This window comes from Paenibacillus mangrovi (genome assembly GCF_022898935.1).
Lineage (GTDB): Bacteria > Bacillota > Bacilli > Paenibacillales > Paenibacillaceae > Paenibacillus_AQ > Paenibacillus_AQ mangrovi.
The window spans coordinates 21606-42174 of the sequence record NZ_JALIRP010000007.1 but is presented as its reverse complement, the minus strand read 5'-3'; the positions used below and the strand labels follow the sequence as shown (position 1 = coordinate 42174).

At 46.4% G+C, this 20569-nt stretch carries 19 protein-coding genes; 15 read left to right on the top strand and 4 right to left on the bottom strand.

Annotated elements, in window-relative coordinates; genetic code table 11:
- The first annotated feature begins 31 nt into the window (after positions 1 to 31).
- The 15 genes from MUG84_RS17315 to MUG84_RS17250 all read left to right on the top strand — a co-directional run bounded on the left by MUG84_RS17315 (position 32) and on the right by MUG84_RS17250 (position 17246).
- Positions 32 to 2953 carry a discoidin domain-containing protein gene (locus tag MUG84_RS17315; protein WP_244726994.1) on the top strand — a complete coding sequence of 974 codons (2922 nt, stop codon included), beginning with the start codon at positions 32 to 34 and terminating at the stop codon, positions 2951 to 2953.
- Positions 2954 to 2973: 20 nt separating this feature from the next.
- A complete protein-coding gene (locus MUG84_RS17310) occupies positions 2974 to 4350 on the top strand; it encodes an FAD-dependent oxidoreductase (RefSeq protein WP_244726991.1) in 1377 nt (458 codons plus the stop codon).
- A gap of 536 nt (positions 4351 to 4886) precedes the next feature.
- Positions 4887 to 6053: an MGDG synthase family glycosyltransferase gene (locus tag MUG84_RS17305; protein WP_244726989.1), complete on the top strand. Its 1167-nt coding sequence runs from the start codon at positions 4887 to 4889 to the stop codon at positions 6051 to 6053.
- Positions 6053 to 6730, top strand: coding sequence for a TVP38/TMEM64 family protein (locus tag MUG84_RS17300; RefSeq protein WP_244726987.1), 678 nt, complete (start codon positions 6053 to 6055; stop codon positions 6728 to 6730). The genes MUG84_RS17305 and MUG84_RS17300 overlap by 1 nt, the downstream gene beginning before the upstream one ends.
- Positions 6731 to 6986: 256 nt before the next feature.
- A complete protein-coding gene (locus MUG84_RS17295) occupies positions 6987 to 7625 on the top strand; it encodes a FusB/FusC family EF-G-binding protein (protein WP_244726984.1) in 639 nt (212 codons plus the stop codon).
- A gap of 134 nt (positions 7626 to 7759) precedes the next feature.
- Positions 7760 to 8230 carry a GNAT family N-acetyltransferase gene (locus MUG84_RS17290; RefSeq protein ID WP_244726982.1) on the top strand — a complete coding sequence of 157 codons (471 nt, stop codon included), beginning with the start codon at positions 7760 to 7762 and terminating at the stop codon, positions 8228 to 8230.
- Positions 8231 to 8469: 239 nt separating this feature from the next.
- The gene (locus MUG84_RS17285) at positions 8470 to 9228 is read left to right on the top strand and encodes a cyclase family protein (RefSeq protein WP_244727587.1); all 759 of its coding nucleotides are present in this window, start codon (positions 8470 to 8472) and stop codon (positions 9226 to 9228) included.
- A 73-nt stretch (positions 9229 to 9301) separates the two neighbouring features.
- Positions 9302 to 10492 carry an extracellular solute-binding protein gene (locus tag MUG84_RS17280; RefSeq protein ID WP_244726980.1) on the top strand — a complete coding sequence of 397 codons (1191 nt, stop codon included), beginning with the start codon at positions 9302 to 9304 and terminating at the stop codon, positions 10490 to 10492.
- Between the two features lie 22 nt (positions 10493 to 10514).
- The gene (locus MUG84_RS27745) at positions 10515 to 10712 is read left to right on the top strand and encodes a hypothetical protein (protein ID WP_483310669.1); all 198 of its coding nucleotides are present in this window, start codon (positions 10515 to 10517) and stop codon (positions 10710 to 10712) included.
- 255 nt (positions 10713 to 10967) lie between these two features.
- On the top strand, positions 10968 to 11192 hold the full coding sequence (locus MUG84_RS17275; protein ID WP_244726978.1) for a hypothetical protein: 225 nt from the start codon (positions 10968 to 10970) through the stop codon (positions 11190 to 11192).
- 179 nt (positions 11193 to 11371) lie between these two features.
- The gene (locus tag MUG84_RS17270; RefSeq protein WP_244726976.1) at positions 11372 to 12355 is read left to right on the top strand and encodes an alpha/beta hydrolase family protein; all 984 of its coding nucleotides are present in this window, start codon (positions 11372 to 11374) and stop codon (positions 12353 to 12355) included.
- Positions 12356 to 12854: 499 nt separating this feature from the next.
- Complete coding sequence (locus MUG84_RS17265; protein ID WP_244726974.1) at positions 12855 to 13283, top strand: hypothetical protein; 429 nt, start codon at positions 12855 to 12857, stop codon at positions 13281 to 13283.
- Positions 13284 to 13479: 196 nt separating this feature from the next.
- On the top strand, positions 13480 to 14799 hold the full coding sequence (gene rpoN, locus MUG84_RS17260; RefSeq protein ID WP_244726971.1) for an RNA polymerase factor sigma-54: 1320 nt from the start codon (positions 13480 to 13482) through the stop codon (positions 14797 to 14799).
- Between the two features lie 92 nt (positions 14800 to 14891).
- The gene (locus MUG84_RS17255) at positions 14892 to 15785 is read left to right on the top strand and encodes a dihydrodipicolinate synthase family protein (protein WP_244726969.1); all 894 of its coding nucleotides are present in this window, start codon (positions 14892 to 14894) and stop codon (positions 15783 to 15785) included.
- A 21-nt stretch (positions 15786 to 15806) separates the two neighbouring features.
- Complete coding sequence (locus MUG84_RS17250) at positions 15807 to 17246, top strand: aldehyde dehydrogenase family protein (RefSeq protein WP_244726967.1); 1440 nt, start codon at positions 15807 to 15809, stop codon at positions 17244 to 17246.
- Positions 17247 to 17404: 158 nt separating this feature from the next.
- Here MUG84_RS17250 and MUG84_RS17245 read toward each other — a convergent pair whose 3' ends face one another.
- The 4 genes from MUG84_RS17245 to MUG84_RS17230 all read right to left on the bottom strand — a co-directional run bounded on the left by MUG84_RS17245 (position 17405) and on the right by MUG84_RS17230 (position 20562).
- Positions 17405 to 18607, bottom strand: coding sequence for an NAD(P)/FAD-dependent oxidoreductase (locus MUG84_RS17245; protein WP_244726965.1), 1203 nt, complete (start codon positions 18605 to 18607; stop codon positions 17405 to 17407).
- Between the two features lie 2 nt (positions 18608 to 18609).
- Positions 18610 to 18942, bottom strand: coding sequence for a (2Fe-2S)-binding protein (locus MUG84_RS17240; RefSeq protein WP_244726963.1), 333 nt, complete (start codon positions 18940 to 18942; stop codon positions 18610 to 18612).
- Positions 18939 to 19211, bottom strand: a complete 273-nt coding sequence (locus tag MUG84_RS17235; protein ID WP_244726961.1) for a (2Fe-2S)-binding protein — start codon at positions 19209 to 19211, stop codon at positions 18939 to 18941. Before MUG84_RS17235 ends, MUG84_RS17240 begins: the two co-directional genes overlap by 4 nt.
- A gap of 283 nt (positions 19212 to 19494) precedes the next feature.
- Complete coding sequence (locus MUG84_RS17230) at positions 19495 to 20562, bottom strand: M24 family metallopeptidase (protein ID WP_342346127.1); 1068 nt, start codon at positions 20560 to 20562, stop codon at positions 19495 to 19497.
- Positions 20563 to 20569: the final 7 nt, after the last annotated feature.

The following is a 20569-nucleotide window of genomic DNA, read 5'->3' as shown; positions in this document are numbered from 1 at the left end:
CCGCTGTTCATCCGAGTATGAGGAGGAATAGATGTTGAAGCGAAGGTTCAATAGTTCATTGGCAATGACACTATGCTTGATGTTACTGTTCAGTCTGTTGGGACCGTTCACAGCACGGGCGAACGACGATATGCCGCTGCAACCAGTCGATGATACGAAATCCAATACGTCGATCGAGGGTTTCGATACCTTTATTTCTCGCCAAGGGGATAAACTGATGGATGGAGAGAAGGAATTCCGTTTTATCTCGATGAACGGGTCCAATCTGACCTACATTCCAAACCCAAGTTGGCAGCGCGTGGACGCCTGGGAACAAGAGGATGTGTTCAAATCGCTCGTTCAGATAGGAGGAACGGTTGTCCGCTTGTATCCTTTCACGATTAAGGGCGGAATCGCCAACAAAGACCAGCCGAGCCATATTAATGGATTAAGAGACTACGGCGAGGATTTTTTCCGTGATCTGGATAAGGTGCTCGAGTTTGCGAATAAGTATCAGATTCGTGTCATTATTCCTTTCATTGATACTTGGGATCATGTCGGCGGTGTTAAACAATTTGCCGCATTCCGGGGGAAGACGCAAGCACAATTCTATGCCGATCCGGAATTAAAGGAAGACTTCCAGCACCTTGTGGCTTATACATTAAATCGTACCAACACCTATACAGGTGTTCAGTATAAAGACGATAAGGCAATTTTAGCGTGGGAAACAGGGAATGAACTGTATCCGACCGACGACTGGACCCATGAAATGAGTGCTTATATTAAGAGCCTTGACGCTAATCATCTTGTAATGGACGGAAGCTACGGCATTAAATTGGCTACCTTGGATGATCCGAATGTGGACATCGTATCCAACCATTATTATGAGGGCACTGGCTCAAACTATGCGCAGCGCAGTGCCATAGACAGAAATACAACCATCGGCAAGAAGCCGTTCATTATCGGCGAATTCGGGGAATCCAATCCCGCTAATTATAAGAGTTTACTTGACGAAGTGATTGCCAACGGGACATCTGGCGCATTGCTGTGGACCTTGAAGTTCCATAACCGGGATGGTGGATTCTACAATAAAGGGACTGACTATCGATGGCCGGGCTTCCCTTCAGGCAATGGGTACAATGAAACGGCTGTCATGAATTTAATGCGGGACAAAGCTCATGAAATTCAGGGTAAAGCGTTGGAGGCCATTAACCTGGACGCTCCGATCTTGTTGCCCATCGAATCAGTTCTTTCCATATCCTGGAAAGGTTCTGCAGGTGCCAAAACATACGACATCCAGAGAGCAGAAACTCCTAACGGACCGTGGAGTGTCATCGGAGCGGATGTGTCGGACAGCGACATTCCATACAAGCCATTCAAGGATAGTACAGCAGTCAATGGAACTGTCTATTACTATCGTATGGTTGCTAAGAATGGCGATGCTGTTTCTGCGCCGTCGAATATTATTGGTCCGGTCCTTGCATCCACAATTCCTCCCGTTCCTGCTGCTCCGATCATTGTACCGTTTCAGACTGTCACATCCATCTCATGGATGCCAAGTCAATGGGCCGTCACGTATGAAGTAGAGAGGGCAACGAATCCTGATGGGCCATGGACGGTTGTGGGAAAGGGCTTGTTAGAGAGAGACAGACCTTATACAGATCGAACGGCTCAGGGCGGCGTGCCTTACTATTACCGAGTCAAGGCTAACAACGCTGGAGGCAGTTCGCTCCCTTCCGCAATTGTAGGACCCATTATTGTGCATAATTTGGCGCAGCTAGCTCAAATAACGGTCGATTCGGTTAACGGTACGAACGTCGCTGCGAATGCGGTTGACGGGAGTCTGGAGCGGCGATGGTTGTCTCTTGGCGGAAGCAATGAGCACTTTATACAATTCAATTGGGCGAATCCCCAAACAATCAATGAGTTTAAGCTGTGGAGCGGAGCAATGAGTGGGGAGAAGTGGCATATTCGCGACTTTATGATTGAATATCTGGACGGGAATGATTGGAAGACGCTCACGACGGTTGTAGATAATGATAAGGACGGATTCCGAGGCGAGTTTAATCATTTGATTATCGAACCGGTTGTTACGAGTTCGATTCGAATTCGCATTACCAAACCGTCTTGGGGCGGAATTCCTGTGAATCCGAATGATCAAATTGCTCGTCTTATGGAATTCGAAGCCATCTATGTGCCGCCTATCGATTCGATCGATGAGATCATCAAGTCAGGTATCCAAGAGATAGACGTCGCCATAGAGACAACTGAACGAATGAAAGGTAAAGAAGCTGCTGTAAAGACGATAATTGAACAGGCTTTGAAGCAAGTGTACGAAGTGAAGATAGACACACGCGATGTTGCCACAGATCAACAGCAGGTAAAGGTTCAAGTCTGCGATGAGGCTGTTGAGGCAAGCATAAAGAACATTGATCGCGTGACTGCAGCATTAGAGAGTTATGCCAAGACCAAGGGAGTAACAGCATCCGTTACGAAGCAGTTGCTGATTACGATACCTTCAATCGAGGCGGAGCAGAGGTTCATTGCAGTATTTCAGGCATCAATGCTCAAGGCAGCATCTGAACAGGGGATTGATCAAGTCTTCTTCAACAGCCGTGCTGCAACAATGGATTTTGCGCCCGATATGCTAGATTATCGTCTCCGTCATGAGGGTTCAGAAATTGAGCTGTCAATGGAGACCGTGGATTTATCCAACCTAGGGAGCGAGGATGCAGAAGTTTCCTTAGACAGCCGCCCGATCTATAAGTTCAGGATTACAGAAGACGGAGAGACGATAAACAAGTTCAATGGGAATAAGTCTGTATGGATCACTGTAGATTACGAATTGAGACCGGGAGAGCGCCCGAATCAAGCGACAGTATATCTCTTAACAGATCATGGACGCCTGACCAAAGTGCGAAACGGAAAGTACGAGAATGCCAAGCTGACATTCAGTCTCGGCAAGTTCGATTGAGCTAGGGAGGCATTAGAAGAATGAATCGGGTTAATACTGTTACGCTTCCTGCTATTGAGGCAGAGATAGCATATGATGTGGATGTTGCGGTCGTTGGCGGCGGTGCGGCAGGCATAGCCGCCGCCATTGCTGCGGTGCGAAATGGCGCCCGTACATTGATTATCGAGCAGAGAGGATTCTTCGGCGGGATGGGTACGGTCTCGTTGGTTCCGGCATTCTGTCCCTTTACGGACCATGAAAAGCCCGTCATCCGTGGAATTGGATTGGAACTTCTGCTTGAAATGAAGCGGCGATTTAAGTCGGATTACCGCGCACGATTCGAGAAGCGGCTCGATTGGGTCCCCATTGATCCAGAAATTCTAAAACGGGTCTACGATGATACGGTATTAGCCAGTGGTTCGGCAGTGCTATTCCATACGAGCGTGACCCAGATTTTGCGGAATGAGAATAGCAGGCGCATTGAGGGACTGGTCATTCATAACAAGTCCGGAACGTCTGTAGTACGCTGCGGATACGTCATTGACGCAACAGGTGACGGATATATTGCTGCCTTGGCAGGAGCTCCCTTCCAAAAAGGCGGAGATGACGGTGAACTGCAGCCGGGGACGATGTGCTACCTCCTTACCAATGTGGACCGTATACGGTTTGAGGAATACTTGAAGGAATCTGGAGACACCGATCAGATACCGCTTGCAGTATCCAAGGCTCAGGAAAATGGCGATCTGCCGCATGGGCGAAAGGAAGTGTCCGGCTTTGCCTGGGTGGCCGATTATTTAGTCGGTGTCAACTTCGGACATGTGTTTGGAATTGATGGAACAAATGCAGAGGATTTGACTCGCGGAGCCATCGATGGACGCAAACTTGTCGAGATACAGGTACAGTTTCTGAGCAAGTATGTTCCCGGATTTGAGAAGGCACATGTCGTCGCTACGGGCGAGCAGATTGGCATCAGAGAAACTCGTCGGATTGTAGGCGATTACGTGCTTACGCAAGACGATTTCCTTGAAATGCGCAGCTTCGAGGATGATATCGGACGGAATTCCTATTTTATCGATATTCATCTTGCAACGAGTAAGTCGAAGATGGAGATCAAACATCTCCCGCCAGGGAAATCGCATGGTGTGCCGTACCGCTCCTTGCTGCCCGTCAGTCTTGATAATGTATGGGTGGCTGGGCGTTCCGCCTCCTCTGACCGGGTAGTGCAGGGTTCGCTTCGCGTGATGCCTAACTGTTTTGCTATGGGGCAAGCGGCAGGTACAGCAGCAGCAATGGCTGCAAGCAAAGGTGGTAGTAATCGTGATGTCGATATTCCCGCTTTGCAGAAAACGTTAATTGACCAAGGCGCATGGCTTGGAGAGGATGTACAGGCAAGGGTTAATGGATCCAGAGCAGATTAGGCTTTCCTGATCGCAGGCAAAAATAATCGGTCGCTGAGGTAAATGATGAGATACTTCTTACTGGTTCATCATGAACTTTGTCTGCCGGGATACCATGTATAATATGTTTGTAAGGCTGTGGTAACTCCACAGCTTTTTTTTATGCATTCATTGATTAATAATCGACGATTGAAGAAGGACAAGAAGTTGTTTCCATAGCTGAGTAGATGATTATTAAATTGCAAAAAATATTTGGAACTCCTTCAACACGGAGCGAAATTAGCAGATGATTTAATCCAGCGAAAAAAACGATTTTTGCAACTAATTTACATGAGAATTTGTATTTAAGTATTATTTTCTTATTGATTAAACGTTATACCACATTACACCATGTTTTTTAAACCTTTTTCCTATAGTCACCATCATATCGCGATGTAGGCAAGGTTCGTGAGTGAACCATGAAAATTCTTATTTTTAATCTAATTCTAATATACCAGTTTTATACTGGGTTTAAGTCGAAAACATCGTTTCAGACCAAGCTGATAGGAGGGATCATTGTGAGCATCCAGCACCCACGAATTCTAATTTTGACAGCCGGCTATGGAGAAGGTCATTTACAAGTGTCCCGCGCCCTGAAACAAGGCTTCCTGTCTAATCAGGTTAACGATCTACATATTGTCGACCTCATGAAGGAAGCGCATCCGATCTTAAACTCGGTATCTTGCAAACTGTATCAAATAAGCTCGTACTCATCCCAATTCGGTTTGGATTATTACGGTTGGAGCTATTACATGACGCGGGATGCCAATCCCGTAAAGTCCATTAACCGGTATTTAAACGCCATCGGAAAAAGAAAAATGCTGGAAATGATTGAAAGTGTGCGGCCAGATGCCATTATTAATACGTTCCCATTCGGCGCAGTCACAGAAATAGGCAGGAAGTTCTCCATTCCTACATCTACCATCATCACAGATTATACCTTGCATTCGCGGTGGGTCCACCCGGATACCGATAAATATTATGTCGCCACTGAAGCACTCAAAAGGGAGCTGATAAACGAACACGGAACGGCTCCAGATCGCGTCAGTGTGACGGGGATTCCGGTACGTACGTCTTTTTATCATGCTGCGACCGCTGCGAAGATGTCCAGTCCAGCTAAAACCCAATCGACTCGTAATAGAGTCCTGATCATGGCGGGATCTTTTGCCGTATTTCATCATATTGTGGAGTTAGTGCAAATGCTACTGGAGAAGGGAAACTGTGCCATTGATCTCGTATGCGGACGGCATGAGAAAATGGCTATGAAGCTGCGTTCGCTGTTCCCGAATCGTCCGGAAGTGAATGTATTGGGATATGTTGAGCGGATACACGAGCTAATGGCGGCTGCATCTTGCATCGTGACCAAAGCAGGTGGAGTTACGTTATCCGAGGCTCTGGTATTGAATCTCCCCGTTTTTATATTTAAGCCGTATGGCGGACAGGAGCGCGAGAATGCACGGATCTTCAAACAAAGCGGCCTGGGTGATATCGCTATCGACATCGGGGAGTTAGGAGAGAAAATGATCCATTTTCTTAATGACCCTGCTTCTGCGGAACGAATCAGAAACAACATGGCTGCCTTGTACAAAGGAGATGCGGCTGAACGAATCGTTGAAGATACGTTGTTAACGCTTAACGAGAAGCATCATCTTCGCCGAATTCCTGAGTTGGCCGTGAGAAAATAATGAACAAAAAGAAAAGTGCGATTATGGTGCTGGGATTGCTGGGGATAACCGTGTTCATTCTTTATGGCATACATCTCCTTCAGACTGGTGAAGCGAAGCATATTATCGAATTCGTTCGGAATTGGGGTTTTCCCGGTGTCTGTGCTGCGATTATTTTACAAAGCCTGATAAACATGCTGCCTGTTCCGGGCGAGTTTACCGCCATTATCTTATTAGATATTTACGGTCCAGTTCTGGGAGGCGTATATAATTGGATAAGTGGACTCCTTGGGGCTGTTGCAGGCTACTATTTGACCTGGTGGATCGCCAAGCCTCTGTTAGGCAAAAAAATAAATCCATATTTGCAGAAGATGGAGGGATGGTTACGTCAGCACGAGCGCAAAGGCTTGCTGCTGATTCGTTTCGTACCGCTCATTCCTTATCATTTTGTTAACTACGCCGCCGGGATGCTAAAAGTCAACTTAATAAGCTTTGTGTGGACTACAGGAATCGCCATTCTGCCACACACGGTAGCCATGAGCCTTCTCTTTGCCGGCGTTCAAAAGGGTTCCCTTACTTTGGGAGTGATCGGTTGCATTACGTTTCTGCTACTTGGGGGCTTCGCCTGGTATGTCAAAAAACGCAGCTCCAAATCGGCCTTGGAAGCAAACAAATGTACAAATGGGACCCCATTATAGATTAGACTTATCCATCAATTGCGCCCTCTGGGAGTATCTGCTATACTTTTCGCATGATATTTGATTGGGGGTTTTACAGATGGCAATACTGAATTGCTCATTAGCTAGGAAGTCCTCATGCAAAGCCTGATCTAGGGCGATACTTTGCGTGGGGTGCGATAGAAATGGATTCAATCGCCCAAACTTAACTTTATCGTTTCTAATAACAGGCTTTGCACCTTATGATCATTCATGAAAAATAAGGGGCTGAAGAGCTATGAGTACACCATTTATTAGAAACCATCAATATAACATTATTAAGAAACAAGCGGAATTCCTTCAGAAAACACTGCGAACCGTTGCGGATCGGAGCGTATTGGAGACCGTAAGATATCGTGCTGCAACGAACATTATTGAAGCATTTCCTTATCTGACAGAGGATCAGCAGCAGATGCTGGAACAAATATCGTCCTTCGAGACGGCGTATGATTTCCAGAGATATCTTAGCGGATTAGAACCATACCTAGAGCCATTTCCGCCGATTACGCTGAAACAGATTCAGAAGCTATTCCCTAAGAATAAGAAATTGAAAGTACCTGATCTACAATCCATCGACTTTCGATATGTGACGTATCTGAGCTGGGTAGATATTGCCACGAATAAATTATATATTGTATATCCGTTCGAAGGACAGTTCATTGGCATCGAGGGAAGAATCACGCCGACATACAAGAAAGGGTATTGCTTGTTCTGCAATCGGCATCAAGAGCTTGCATTCTTCACTGTCAGGACCAAGGCTTCGCTGGATAATTATTCTTCCATTGGTCAGTACGTATGTATGGAGAACCATGGATGTAATCAGAGCATAACTGATACAGGATCACTGGAGAAGTTCATTCTTTCAGTTTGCAAATAACGATATAATTAGAAAAAGGCTGCTCGTAAAAAGCAGTCTTTTTTTATGATTCTCCGTAATGTAAGAAAGAAATTTTTTTGTTTGGATAAAATCGGGAAACTAGACAGGCTAAATTTGATATGGAGGGCAGCTTCATGTTAATAAGAGAGATACAGGAACAAGATAATAAACAAGTAGAGAGTCTGATTAGAAGTTGTTTAGTGGAATTTGGGGCAAATAAGCCAGGGACTGCTTGGGCTGATCCGAATTTGGGAGATTTCTATAATCTGTACGGGTCTGAGGGCTCTAAATATTGGATTGTTGAGGAAAATACAAAAATAGTAGCTGGTTGTGGCATTGGACCGATTAAGGGAATGCCGGATATTTGTGAATTACAAAAAATGTATGCATTAAAAGAAGCACGTGGTACAGGTATTTCAAGCGAATTACTCGGGATAGCCCTAGATTTTGCAAAAAAACATTATAAAAAATGTTATCTTGAAACACTTAACAATATGGTCGCAGCCAACAAGTTCTATAAAAAGAACGGATTCATTCAATTAGAAAAGCCTTTAAATACAACGGAACATTTTGCTTGTGATGCATGGTATATTAAAGCATTATAAATAAGATCATGTCTATATAGGACAACAAATATATACATAGAGACCGCGTATTTACGCGGTTTTTGTTGTTAAATATCATTTTTCTCTGGAAGACATCGAAGCCATGCTTGGATGGAAGGGGATCAATCAGAAGAGAAGCTTCGTTCTGCCCTTTATTGCACGCGACGTTGGTCTATCAGTAGCTGGATCAATTTGGTATAATATGCATGAAACGGGAGTTGAGGGAAGGGGAATAGATGATGAAGATTATTGACTTGAGCGTGCCGATTAGTCCGCGCATCCGCGAGCCGTTGCCGGCAAAGATCGAATATGGGACTCATGAAGACGGGGCGCTACAAGCGGCGGCAGCACTTGGCCTCAAGCAGGACGATTTTCCGGAGAGCAAGGCGTGGGCGACAGAAACGGTGACGCTGAATACGCATGCGGGTACTCATATCGACGCGCCGTGGCACTACTGGCCGACTTCGGAAGGGAAGCAGGCAAGAACGATTGACGAACTGCCGCTTGAATGGTTTTATTCCGACGGCGTGGTGCTCGATTTCAGCGCGAAGCCAACGGGTTACGAGATTACGACGGACGACCTGATCGCCGAGCTGAAACGGATCGCATATACGCTAAAACCACTCGATATCGTTCTCATCCGAAGCGATGCGGACAAACGGCTGTACCACGAACATTATGCATTCCTTCATGCCGGGGTATCGGCCGATGCTACGCGGTGGCTTCTGGATCAAGGGGTTAAGGTAGTCGGTACTGATGGCTGGGGCTGGGATATACCACTCAACCTGCAGGCCGAAGCATATAAAAAGCAGCCGATGGAAGGCGTTCTGTGGGCAGCGCATTATGTAGGCAAGGACCGGGAATATTGCCAGATCGAAAAGCTAGCCAATTTGGACAAAATTCCGAAGCCGTTTGGATTCAAAGTCTGCTGCTTTCCGATCAAAGTAGAAAAAGCGAGTGCCGGTTGGGCCCGTCCGGTCGCAATCGTGGAGGAATGAGACGGTGGTGGATCAAATAAATGCAATCCCCAAGAGGAAAGACAATCAGTTACTACTCTAAAAGTGAGATTCCTTGTGCCAAAGGAGGATTCCAGTACTTCGGGTAGCAATTGATGAGCCATGGCAGAAAGAATCGGTCGAGACTATTGCTCGAAGATTCGAAGATATGCATCCTGATGTGAGCGTACATGTCGATCTCGTTTCGAATGGAGCTATTCGTTCTGATCTTTATGCTGGCGAGTCAACTGCTGATCTTGTCCAGTTATTTAATGACGATATAACGGATAGCAGCCGGGATCGGCTTTTATTGGATTTGCAACCGTGGATCGATTCTGCTGGTATTGCAGCTCTTTTTCATCCGTCGATCCTGCAGCTTGTACGTACGGATAGTGGGATTACTACCATTCCTATTAGCGCAACAATGAAAGGCATTTTCTACAATAAGATGTGGTTTGATAAGGCTAATATCCCGTATCCAGAGGAAGGGTGGACATGGGAAGATTTTCTTGAAATTGCATACCGGCTGCAGCGTTCGAATGTAAGTCCAGGGGAAGAACGTTACGCTGCAAGGATATCGTTTCACCAAGAATATATTGGCCTTCTTCTGTTGACTGCCGGTACTTACTGGTTGTCACCTGACCGAACAAAAGCGACTGGGTACGCCAATAGCCCGGAAGCGGTCAAAGCAATCACTTGGGCAGCAGAACTCGTTCGAAAACACCGGGTAGCTCGTGCGACGCAAGAACATTTCTCGAACAGCGATTTAATAGCAAATGAAACCGGCATGGTTCTCGATTATTGGATCATGCTGCACGAGATTCAACCGCATTTGAAAGGAGACCTTGGCATTGCTGGATTACCGCATTTTCAGGGAGGCGTTAGAATCAATGAGCCGTGGATAAGCGGATTCGGCATCTCAGCCCGAACACAACACCTGGAACTCGTAAGAAGTTTACTATACGAGATAAGCTGTACGAGCAACGAGCTTACCCGTCTCGTGACTCAGGGCTTTATCTCGCCTTTGCATTCAGTCTATGAGGAGGCTCAGCACGATTGCGATCCGCTGCGATGTGCGATTTTGGCGGAAATGGCATACGGAGGTTCACTTCCAGTGTCACCTGCAAATCTACCATATTTCCGATTACTGGAGGACTTCGTAAATCCGGCATTGAGTAAGATCGTGTTCGAAGGAGAAGACGTGAAGGAGACACTAGACGACTTGGCCGAAAAGCTAGACATCGAGTTGGTGAAGCGAATGCAGTAATTGTAAACAAGAACAATTCAGAATGTGGAGAAGATGGACGATTGAACTAGTAGATTCAATGGACGAAGAGCTTCTTGATTTTACTCCGTCTGGTTTTTCGAATTATTTTAGGTGGAATATTGGACACATCTGTATTTACCAATCTGAAAAAAGAAAGACATCTACCTCTCTAGTATCACATCATGTTTCCTACAGGCAGCAAGCCGTCACACTGGGTTGAAGATCCTCCCTCGCTGATTGAACTTCGAAATAGTTTATTTAAACAACAAGACGATATCATAGATGTAACACGTGGAAGATTGGAAGAAAGACTAGTTAAATCGTTTCTCCACATGAACACGATCGGAGAGATAATGCTATTTCAACTAGCCCATGAAGCATTACACGCGGGAGTGATAACAAGTTTAAGAAGTTGTTCAGTTTGAATGATGTCCCGGTTGGAATCGAGACTTTGGAGGTAAGCGGAGGGCTTTGTGTGAGCGCCCGAGTGTACGGGAATGAGGCACATATGTGGCGAGTATATGATGCGATATTTGCATGGCTCGAACAGTCACCTGAATATGAAATGGATCGGCGTGAAGGCGTTCTCGGGATGGAGACAGTTCCGCTTGAACCGTTGAACGCACTCACAATCCCCTATTCTGAAATCGAGACATTCAACTTTACAATGCTATACCCGGTTCGCAAGAAGTCATCGTAGAATTCTTGCGAAGAACTATAGCTCAATAAGAAATAAAGACAAGGCTACCGGCATGAATCGGTAGCCTCGTTCTGCTATAGGGCAGGAAACGTGGAAAAAAGTGGAATGTTAATATGGATGGGTAGGGTTTAAGCATTCACGAATGGAGTGATAAGATGATCGGGAGAACCATACGAGTTTTGGAACAGAACCCTCGTCTCGCCATCAGCATATTTTACCCCTCTTCCGGGGGGAGCCCTCTTAGAGGGCTAGACCTGTACGCACCTTGTCAGGTAGAAGTAGCTGCTTTTTTAAGAGAGATGGGCGTCGACCTCGAAAATCTGAACGTCACCGAAGATTTGACGACAAGTGGTATAGCAGATGCAAAGAGAGGGGCATGGCCAGTCGTTCTCTTGTCACCGGGATTCGGTGTAGAACGCGATATGTATCTTGGGATTATCTCAAAGCTTGTGCCGAAGGGATATATAATTGTCACTATTAGCGCCCCGCACGAATCCGTGTTTACTGTATATCCTGATGGTGGCTATATTAAGCAAGGGAAAGAAATGGCTGAACTAAAGAGTTCCGATTATAATGGCTGGTACCGACTCCTGGAAAGTCGCTCTCGGTCAATTACCGTAGTTATGGACTATCTCGATACTCTAAACCGATCCGACCCTGAGTTTGAAGGACTATTCGATCTGGTAAACGTTACTGCAGTTGGGCATTCGCTGGGCGGCGCGGCTGTTCTCGAAGTCGCCAAGCTGGAGAATCGCATCAAGGCTGCTATCCTTCTCGATCCTAGCTTTCACCTCATCCGTTGGGATGGCGTAACGTCCTCTGTTCCGGTTTTGCTGTTGCGGCAAGAAGCTTCAACCTATGGTGCGATGGCAGCAGTCATGAATGAGAAGATTGCATACGACTATATCGATGGACAGCGTAATATGTTCAAGGTCTTAACGAATGCCTGCTTCTATCGGGTAAACGGAGCGCAGCATATGTCGTTCTCCGACGTGCCACTCCACTACGGTGACCTACATGTGGTACCGGTTCATGCCGTTACGGTTGAAGCCACGACGGCGTTCATGGAGGCTGTTTTTCAAGGCGGTCACTTACCGCCTTCTATGGCTTTACAGTTCAGCGGAACGCTCATTCCGATTAATTCTGACGGTGATCCCATCTAACTGAGATAGGAGATAAGCTGAATTTGTCAAAACAGACGTATATAACTTTATTGCGCTAACGGAAACGAGAGCTCAATAAACTACAACACGAAGCTGCCGCGGAATCGTTTAGCAGCTAGGTAACATCTCAAAGGAAATTGAGAATCTTATGAAGGTCTGTCAAACCGCGTATCTACGCGGTTTTTTGTTTATGGATAGAAATCGCATCTCTGATTAATTTCTACGATATCGTGCAAAAATTGCGACAACAGTCCGCAAGAGCTGAATTCTACACATGGAAGAAGCCGTGCAACAATTGCGCCTTGTAGGCTACAGTTTATTGATCGTATATTGCGATTAAAACTTTGCGCAAGCAACGAAAGGTGGTGACAGATGACGGTTGTCTATAAGTGTGACTTTGAAAGGGGGGTGGCCACTAAGAAAAGCGTAAGGGATGGTTAATTGAATGACATCTCTCATTTTTGAAACCGCTTTAAAATTATAAAGGAGGTATTAAATTATGATTCAAAAGAGTTTACGAAGTAATCTGAGGATCATGCTGGTGCTTTTGTTTCTCTTGACACAGTTTTTCGGATTTGGTAATCCACCTTTTTTTGGCGAGACTACAGCTTATGCGGCAAGTCAGACCACTATTCAATCATCTAATTTGAATGTGACTGTAGATGACGCCTTTCCCAGAATTATTCAATACCAATGGCTCGGGGCTGGAGCGTCTAACGGTGCCGTATTTTACGGAAATGAAGACACGCTTAGCCAGGTTAAAATCAACGGTATGACTTACACACCAACTGTAACTAGTGTTGTAACAAGAGATACTATAACCTATACACTGGACATTTCAAGTATAGGGGTAACAATGAAGATGTATTTCAAGGTTACCGATAACTTAGTCGAATTCAAGGTGAGCGATATTACCGAAACCGGCTAGCGTCCCAGATTAGTACGCATCTTTTAGCCGGTGAGAGCCCAGTCACGGGAGGGACCAAGCCCCCATGTAGCTGGGATGCCTGCGTATGGCGAAATCAGTGCGTTGAAGTGTATCGTTTGAAGGAGTTCTTCAAGCTGGCATGAAAATTGCTTGGTTGTATGATGAAAACACCTGGATTACGGGAGGGATGTAACATATGCAGATGGCGTATCAAATGAATCAGGAACAGCACTTAAAACTGTTCATAACCCCAGAGCTGAAGCAGTCCCTTCACATGCTTCAGCTATCTGGAATGGATCTTGCTTCATACCTTCAGGAGCAGTCCGTAGAAAATCCTTTTATAGAGATAGAATGGTTATCTGAGTCGTTCTATTCCGGCTCCGGCGTCAAAAATATGGAAAAATCTAATTTCAACCCACTTGAAGCTTACGGTACTAGGGCTGCAACAAGGGAGACGCTGGAAAACTGGATGATGAATCAATTTCGAATGACGAGCTACTCCTTAGAAGAATTAAAAGCGTTTTCCTATTTGGCTGGCAACTTGAACGAGGCCGGTTATTTGACAGTAAGTCTGGAGGAAGCCTCACAAGAGCTGAATTTGCCAAGCCATGTCATGGAAACCGCGCTCAGGACGCTTCAATCGTTTGATCCTCCTGGTGTTGGAGCGAGAACTTTACTGGAGTGTCTAACGATTCAAATAGAAAGAGATCCACAGGCAATAAAAGGGGCGTTGGAGGTGGTTTCAGGATATTTGCAAGACCTTTCCAAAGGCAGAACCGACAAAATTTCCAAAGAGTTGAACATCGACCCGTTGCAAGTGTCTAAAATCCTAACATACATTCGTACTCTCAATCCACGTCCTGGCTTAGCTTTTGTACCGGATGATGAGCAAAACATCATCGTCGATGCCCATGTCTACATGAACAGCAATCAGTTAGTCATTGAGATGAATTACCGAGATCACGTCAAAGTCAGCGTTAACAAAGAGTATCTTCACATGGTTGATGGTCTTAATGATAGAGCGGTTTCCCGTTTTTATGAAGAAAAAATAAAGGAGGCTCATTGGCTGTTGCGCAGCTTGGACCAACGTAGTCAAACGCTGTTAAAAGTAATTACGGCCATTGTGGAAGAACAGGCTGGTTTTATGAATGGAACGGCGCCCGGAATTAGACCGATGACTTTAAGAAGCATCGCGCAAAAGCTTGCTTTGCATGAGTCCACGGTAAGCCGAACGGTTAAAAATAAGTACATTCGTACGCCAAGAGGCATATTTGATCTGAAGTTTTTTTTCTCAATTGGCATTCAAACAAGTGAAGGTGAAGATATCTCAGCTCAAAATATCAAATGCATGATCAAGGAAATGATTCACGGGGAAGACAAGAGGAAACCGCTGTCCGACCAATATATTACGAATTTGCTCAATGAGAAAGGTATCTGTTTATCGCGCAGAACCGTTGCCAAATACCGTGAAGAGGAACATATCTTATGCTCCTCCATGCGGAAGACAAACGAATGAGGTCGTGAATTTTGATTAGGAGGGATGCGTACTCGAACAAACTTTGCACTTGTACAAGAATCAGCATAAAAATTGAGAGGAGAAATCGAAAAATGAGCAAATTCCCAGGGATTTATGTTGCAACTGTAACACCTTTTACAGCTTCTTATGAAGTTGATTTCAAACGTTTGAAAGAGCATGTTGACTGGCTGATTCAGGAGGGCGTTGACGGGATTGTTCCGACAGGGTCGCTGGGCGAGTATGCCACTCTAACAAGCGAAGAACGAGCTCAGGTGATCACGGCAACCATCGACGCAGCCGCGGGACGTGTGCCGGTAGTTATCGGAGGAGCAGCGCCTTCCACCAAACAAGTAGTCGAACTGATCCAGTTTTCCAAAGAAAAAGGTGCAGAAGGAGTTATGGCGCTGCCACCAATCAATTATAAGCCTACTGAAGATGAGGTCATAGCTCACTATGAGGCGGTTTCCAATGCGGGATTGCCGGTTATCGTATATAACAATCCTTATGATTACCCTGTTGATTTGACACCTCGCATCCTTCAGAAGCTGTCTAAATTCGAGAACATCGTTGCTGTAAAAGAGTTTTCCGGTGACGTGCGCCGGGTTTACGACATTCTTCGGGAGACCGATTTGGAAGTGATGATTGGCGTTGACGATCTTGCGCTCGAAGGTGCCTTGGCAGGAGCTACCGGTTGGATTGCCGGATTCGCCAATGCATTTCCGAAAGAAAGCATCGAGGTCTTTAACATGACGAGAGCGGGCCGTGTGGACGAAGCGCTTGAGCTTTACCGCTATTTATTGCCTTTATTCCATTTTGATGCCAATCCGCGCCTGGTACAGGCGATCAAATACGTAATGGATTTAGTCGGTCAACCGGCTGGACCGAGTCGTCCTCCTAGGCTGCCGCTTCAGGAAGAAAACCGGCTTGCAGTTCACGAAGCGTACAAATATGCTGTCAACCGGCCCATTAAAATCGTTCAAGAATAAATAAAGGTAGGGAGATTTTTTATGTTTGAGAGCAGAATCTGGATTGGCGGGGAGTGGAGTACACCGACGGAAGGAAGCCTCGCCGTTATGAACCCGTCAGATATACAGGAACAAGTAGGCGTTCTTCATCTCTCTGGCAAGTCCGATGTGCTTCAAGCCGCACAGGCAGCACGCATGGCATTTTCAGGTTGGGCGGGACTACCTGCTCCTAAACGTGGGGAACACCTTTCACGTCTTGCGGTGGCGCTAGAAACTAATCTCGAAGAATTGGCTACACTGGCTAGCCGTGAAATGGGAAAACCGATTACGGAGATGAAAGGCGAAGTCACTCGGGGTGTAAATTTGCTTAAGTATTATGCGGCGGAAGGTGTACGTTCGTTCGGAAGTGTGATTCCGGCCTATGATACGAACATTCTGCAATATACGAAGCGTGTTCCGTTAGGCGTTGTCGGTCTGATTACGCCGTGGAATTTTCCCGTGGCAATACCGATCTGGAAATTAGCCCCCGCTCTGATATGTGGAAATACAGTCGTATGGAAGCCAGCGGAATATGCGTCTCTAACGGCAACCAAAATCGCGGAGATATTCCATTTCGCCGGACTGCCAGCCGGTGTGTTAAATCTCGTCATTGGCAAAGGAAGTCGAATTGGCGACACGCTGCTGGAGGAATGCGATCTGAATGCCGTCAGCTTTACCGGATCAACCGGCACCGGCCTGCATGTTGCATCCACGTGCGCGAAACGTAATATCAAATACCAGACGGAAATGGGCGGGAAAAATGCAGCCGTTGTGCTGAAAGACGCGGATTTGGAAAAAACGGTGCCGGCCATCCTGAGCGGGGCATTCCGATCGGCAGGGCAAAAGTGCACAGCAACGAGCCGCATTATCGTGGAACGTGAAATCGCACCTGCTTTTACCGAAGCGATGCAGGAAGCGATCCAGTCGCTAAACATTAGGCCGGCGCTTGATCCCACTGCATATCTAGGGCCTGTCGCCTCATCATCTCAATATCAAAGCGTCATGTCTTACGTGCAAATGGCCCGCGAACAAGCTCAAGTGATCGCCGAATGCCGGCAGAGAGTGACTGAATGCCAGGGGCATTACGTTTATCCGCTTCTTGTTAGAGGCATCGATAGCAATCATGCACTTGTTCAAGAGGAAATTTTCGGTCCACTTGCCGTCATGCTGGAGGCTGATAATTACGAACATGCGGTTGATTTATGTAACCAATCGATTTTCGGCCTAAGCGCTTCAGTGTTCACAAGGGATTTATCGAACGGTCTGCGTTTTCTCGACGATGCGCAAGCCGGTATGGTTCGAGTCAATCAAGAAACGGCCGGTGTGGAGTATCAGTCACCTTTTGGCGGAATGAAAATGTCAAGTTCACACTCGCGAGAGCAAGGGCAAGCAGCGCTGGATTTCTATAGCGAAGTAAAAACTTGCGGAATAAGTTATACGTAGTTCATATTATAGGAAAAACGTCTACCGACGTACTTCTATGAAGCGAGGACCGCATTTAGCGGTAATTTTTCTTGCGATTAATCCTTTGCGTAGACCTCAAAAAGATATAAATTATCTAAAAAAATGCGGCCGGGAATGAATTATTCCCTGCCGCATTTTTAACTGAAGTTCTCGCTGAACATCGACTCCAGCCGTCGCCGTCCATCGGCGACTTGAGGGTGAAACTGGATCGAAGCCTTCTCGCGGGTTATTCGAAGATTTTGAATGGATTCCAACAGATCTTCTTCAGTTCCGCTGACTTGATGGAAAGCCGCGATCGATAACCCGGCAATGGAACCTTGAGCAGCAGCGATCTTGGCGCTTTCAATGCCGGTGATGTTGCCAGCTACGAACAGGCCTGCGAGCGGCGTTTCCATTCGAGCATTGTGAAGTGGAACATGTCCTCCTAATTCAGGGACATACCGAAACGGGCAGCCGGCGACTGCCGCCAGTTCGGCTAAAGGATAAAGGCCACCGGCCATGCACACGAAATCGACCGGCAAGCTTCTAGAAGTACTCGGGACAATATCGCCTTCTGGCGATATATTGGCCACCCGTACGCTCTCGACTTTCTCAATGCCTTCAATTTCTACTGCAGCTTTACGCAGCTGGACAGGAATCCCCCATACCTTAAAACCTCGTTTGGGATATAAGTGAAGACCCAAGGATTGCAGAGAGGAATAACGCATTAAACCACTTCCGAGGCGAAGTAGGGGAGATGGCGCAAGATGACCGAGACGGACGATGGACTGCATCACTTTTCTAGGATCCCCCACATCTTTGTTGATCATATTTTTAGCGGGAAGCATCATGGCTGCAATCTTGATGCCCGCGAGTTCAAGTTCGTGCGCAATCGCCATCGACAGTACATTAATCCCTACAATGACTCCGCGCATACCTACGCGGACTCTGTGTACATTCGTCATCACTTGAGCGGCGCCGATGGACATGACGCCAGGCAGCGTCCAACCCGGAATAGGACAAGCCGTTTCTGCTGCGCCTGTCGCGAGTAAAAGGGCCGGCGCTTTAAGGATACCGGTCGATGTATAAACGATCCAGCCGTCTTCCGACTGATTTAAGTCGATAACGGATATGCCAAGTTTAAGCACGACGCCAAGTGATGCGGCCTTATCTTGAAGTTTGGCCGCTTCTTCGATCCCGTTCCACCAGGAGCCGTCTGTCTCCTGATACAACTGACCAAGCAGTCTACCTCCCGGTCTCATGAATTCGTCGATGACTTGAACCTGTAACCCTCTTTCCGCACAAGAAATAGCGGCAGATAAGCCAGCAGGACCAGCACCGACAATAAGAACATCTGTCATTATTAATGGGCTCCTTTCTTTAATGGAGTAGGAAGCATCTCACCTGAACGAATATTCATACCATCCTTCAGCACTGTAAGGCAAGCTCGTTGTCCGGTTATCCCATCGATTGTCACGCGGCATTCGAAACAATGACCGATATTGCAATAAATGCCTCGGGGCGTACCGGTCTCTTCATGACGGCGAAGTGTACGTACACCATTGGCAAGCAAGGCTGCCGCGATTGTTTCTCCCTTATAAGCTTCGAATTCTTGATCATCGAACAGAAAGCGGAGGCTTTCTCGCTTGTCTAGAGTCCCCAATACGGGATGATACGTAACGCGACCATATTTCATGAAAGACCTCCTCCCAAGTTTTGAAATGTGACAGGACGAACGGGTGGCTGATGTTTGAGCGGTATTTCATTGGATGTCTGCGTATCTGTGAGCTGCTGTACAATCGAATCGACAAGCAAGCGGCAGGTCCGACCGCCGCAATATCCCATGCCTGCCCGTGAACGAAGTTTCAATTCGCGTGAAGAGCAGGAGAACCGTTCGGCCGTTTCAAGCAACTGCTTCAAGTCCACTTCTTCACATCGACAAATGATTACTGATTGGGATTCCATTAGATACCATCCTTTCCTGTTCTGCTTTGCAACCAAGATCTAAAACTTTCTCCAGCAAATATCTCGCCAATTATATAAATTGAACTAAAGAATAGGTACCTATTTCTTTGATTAACAACATGAATCAAGAAGGCGAATGGTTAAACTTTAGTTCAAATTATATATAACTGGAAAAATAAACTTTCGTCCGGTATCTTGCGTCATTTGAACTCCCATTTTATACACATACAGCATGAGCGGATCGACATTGCTCCGTGAAGATGACAGCGGTTTCAATAATTGTTTACAAAACAATAAGCTCTCTTGAAGCATTTGTAATTATTTCATATCCCGTATCGGTGATCAGTACATCGTCCTCAATTCTGACACCCCCGAGATTAGGGATGTATATCCCGGGTTCGACTGTTACGATCATACCCGGAGCCAGCACTTTTTCTGAGGTGGTCGAGAAGAAGGGTTCTTCATGGATATCCAATCCGATACCATGACCCGTGCCATGACCAAAGTATTCACCATATCCAAGCGATTCGATGTAATTATGCGTAAAGGTGTCGATTTCGCTGCATAATGCTCCCGGCTTCAGTAGGGCGATACACTTCATCTCTGCTTCCAGCACAATCTGATAGATATCTTGCAGTTGTTTATCGGGCTTCCCGATGGCGATTGTCCTCGTGATATCGGAGCGGTAGCCTTTGTAATATGCGCCGAAGTCGAACGTAAGCATATCGCCATTTTCAATGATTTTCTCACTGGCCAAGCCGTGAGGAAGGGCGGAGCGATGGCCGGAAACGACGATTAAATTGAAAGAGGAGCTGTCAGCCCCATGCTTGCGCAAGGTTGATTCCAAGGTATTGGCTATTTCTTTTTCGGTGAGTCCGGGACGAATATGTTCAAGAATTTCGGCGAACGAAGTGTCGGCTATTTGTGCGGCAGTGCGAAGGAAGCCAATTTCAGTTTCGGATTTAACCATGCGCAGGTTCTCTATGACTCCGGCAACAGGGACCAGCTCGGCAGCGATCGCATTTTGCAATTTCTGATACGTACCGAAGGTGAGATGTTCTTTTTCGAAGCCCAATTTGTTCATGTTCATCTTCGAAACTTCATCGGCAATTTGCTGAATCATTGAAGCTTTAGACACCCGAACGATTTCAAATCCGATTGCTTGAGCACCGGCTTGCTCGACGTAACGAAAATCAGTGATCAGCTTAGCTTGATTTCTAGAGATTAGCACAGTCCCTGCGGTACCGGTAAATCCGGTGATATAACGGCGGTTGCTTGGGCTCTCGATCAGCATGCCGTCCAGTTCGAGGGTTTCCATCAGTTCCCTAAGCTTTTCAATTCTTGTTTGCACATCAATT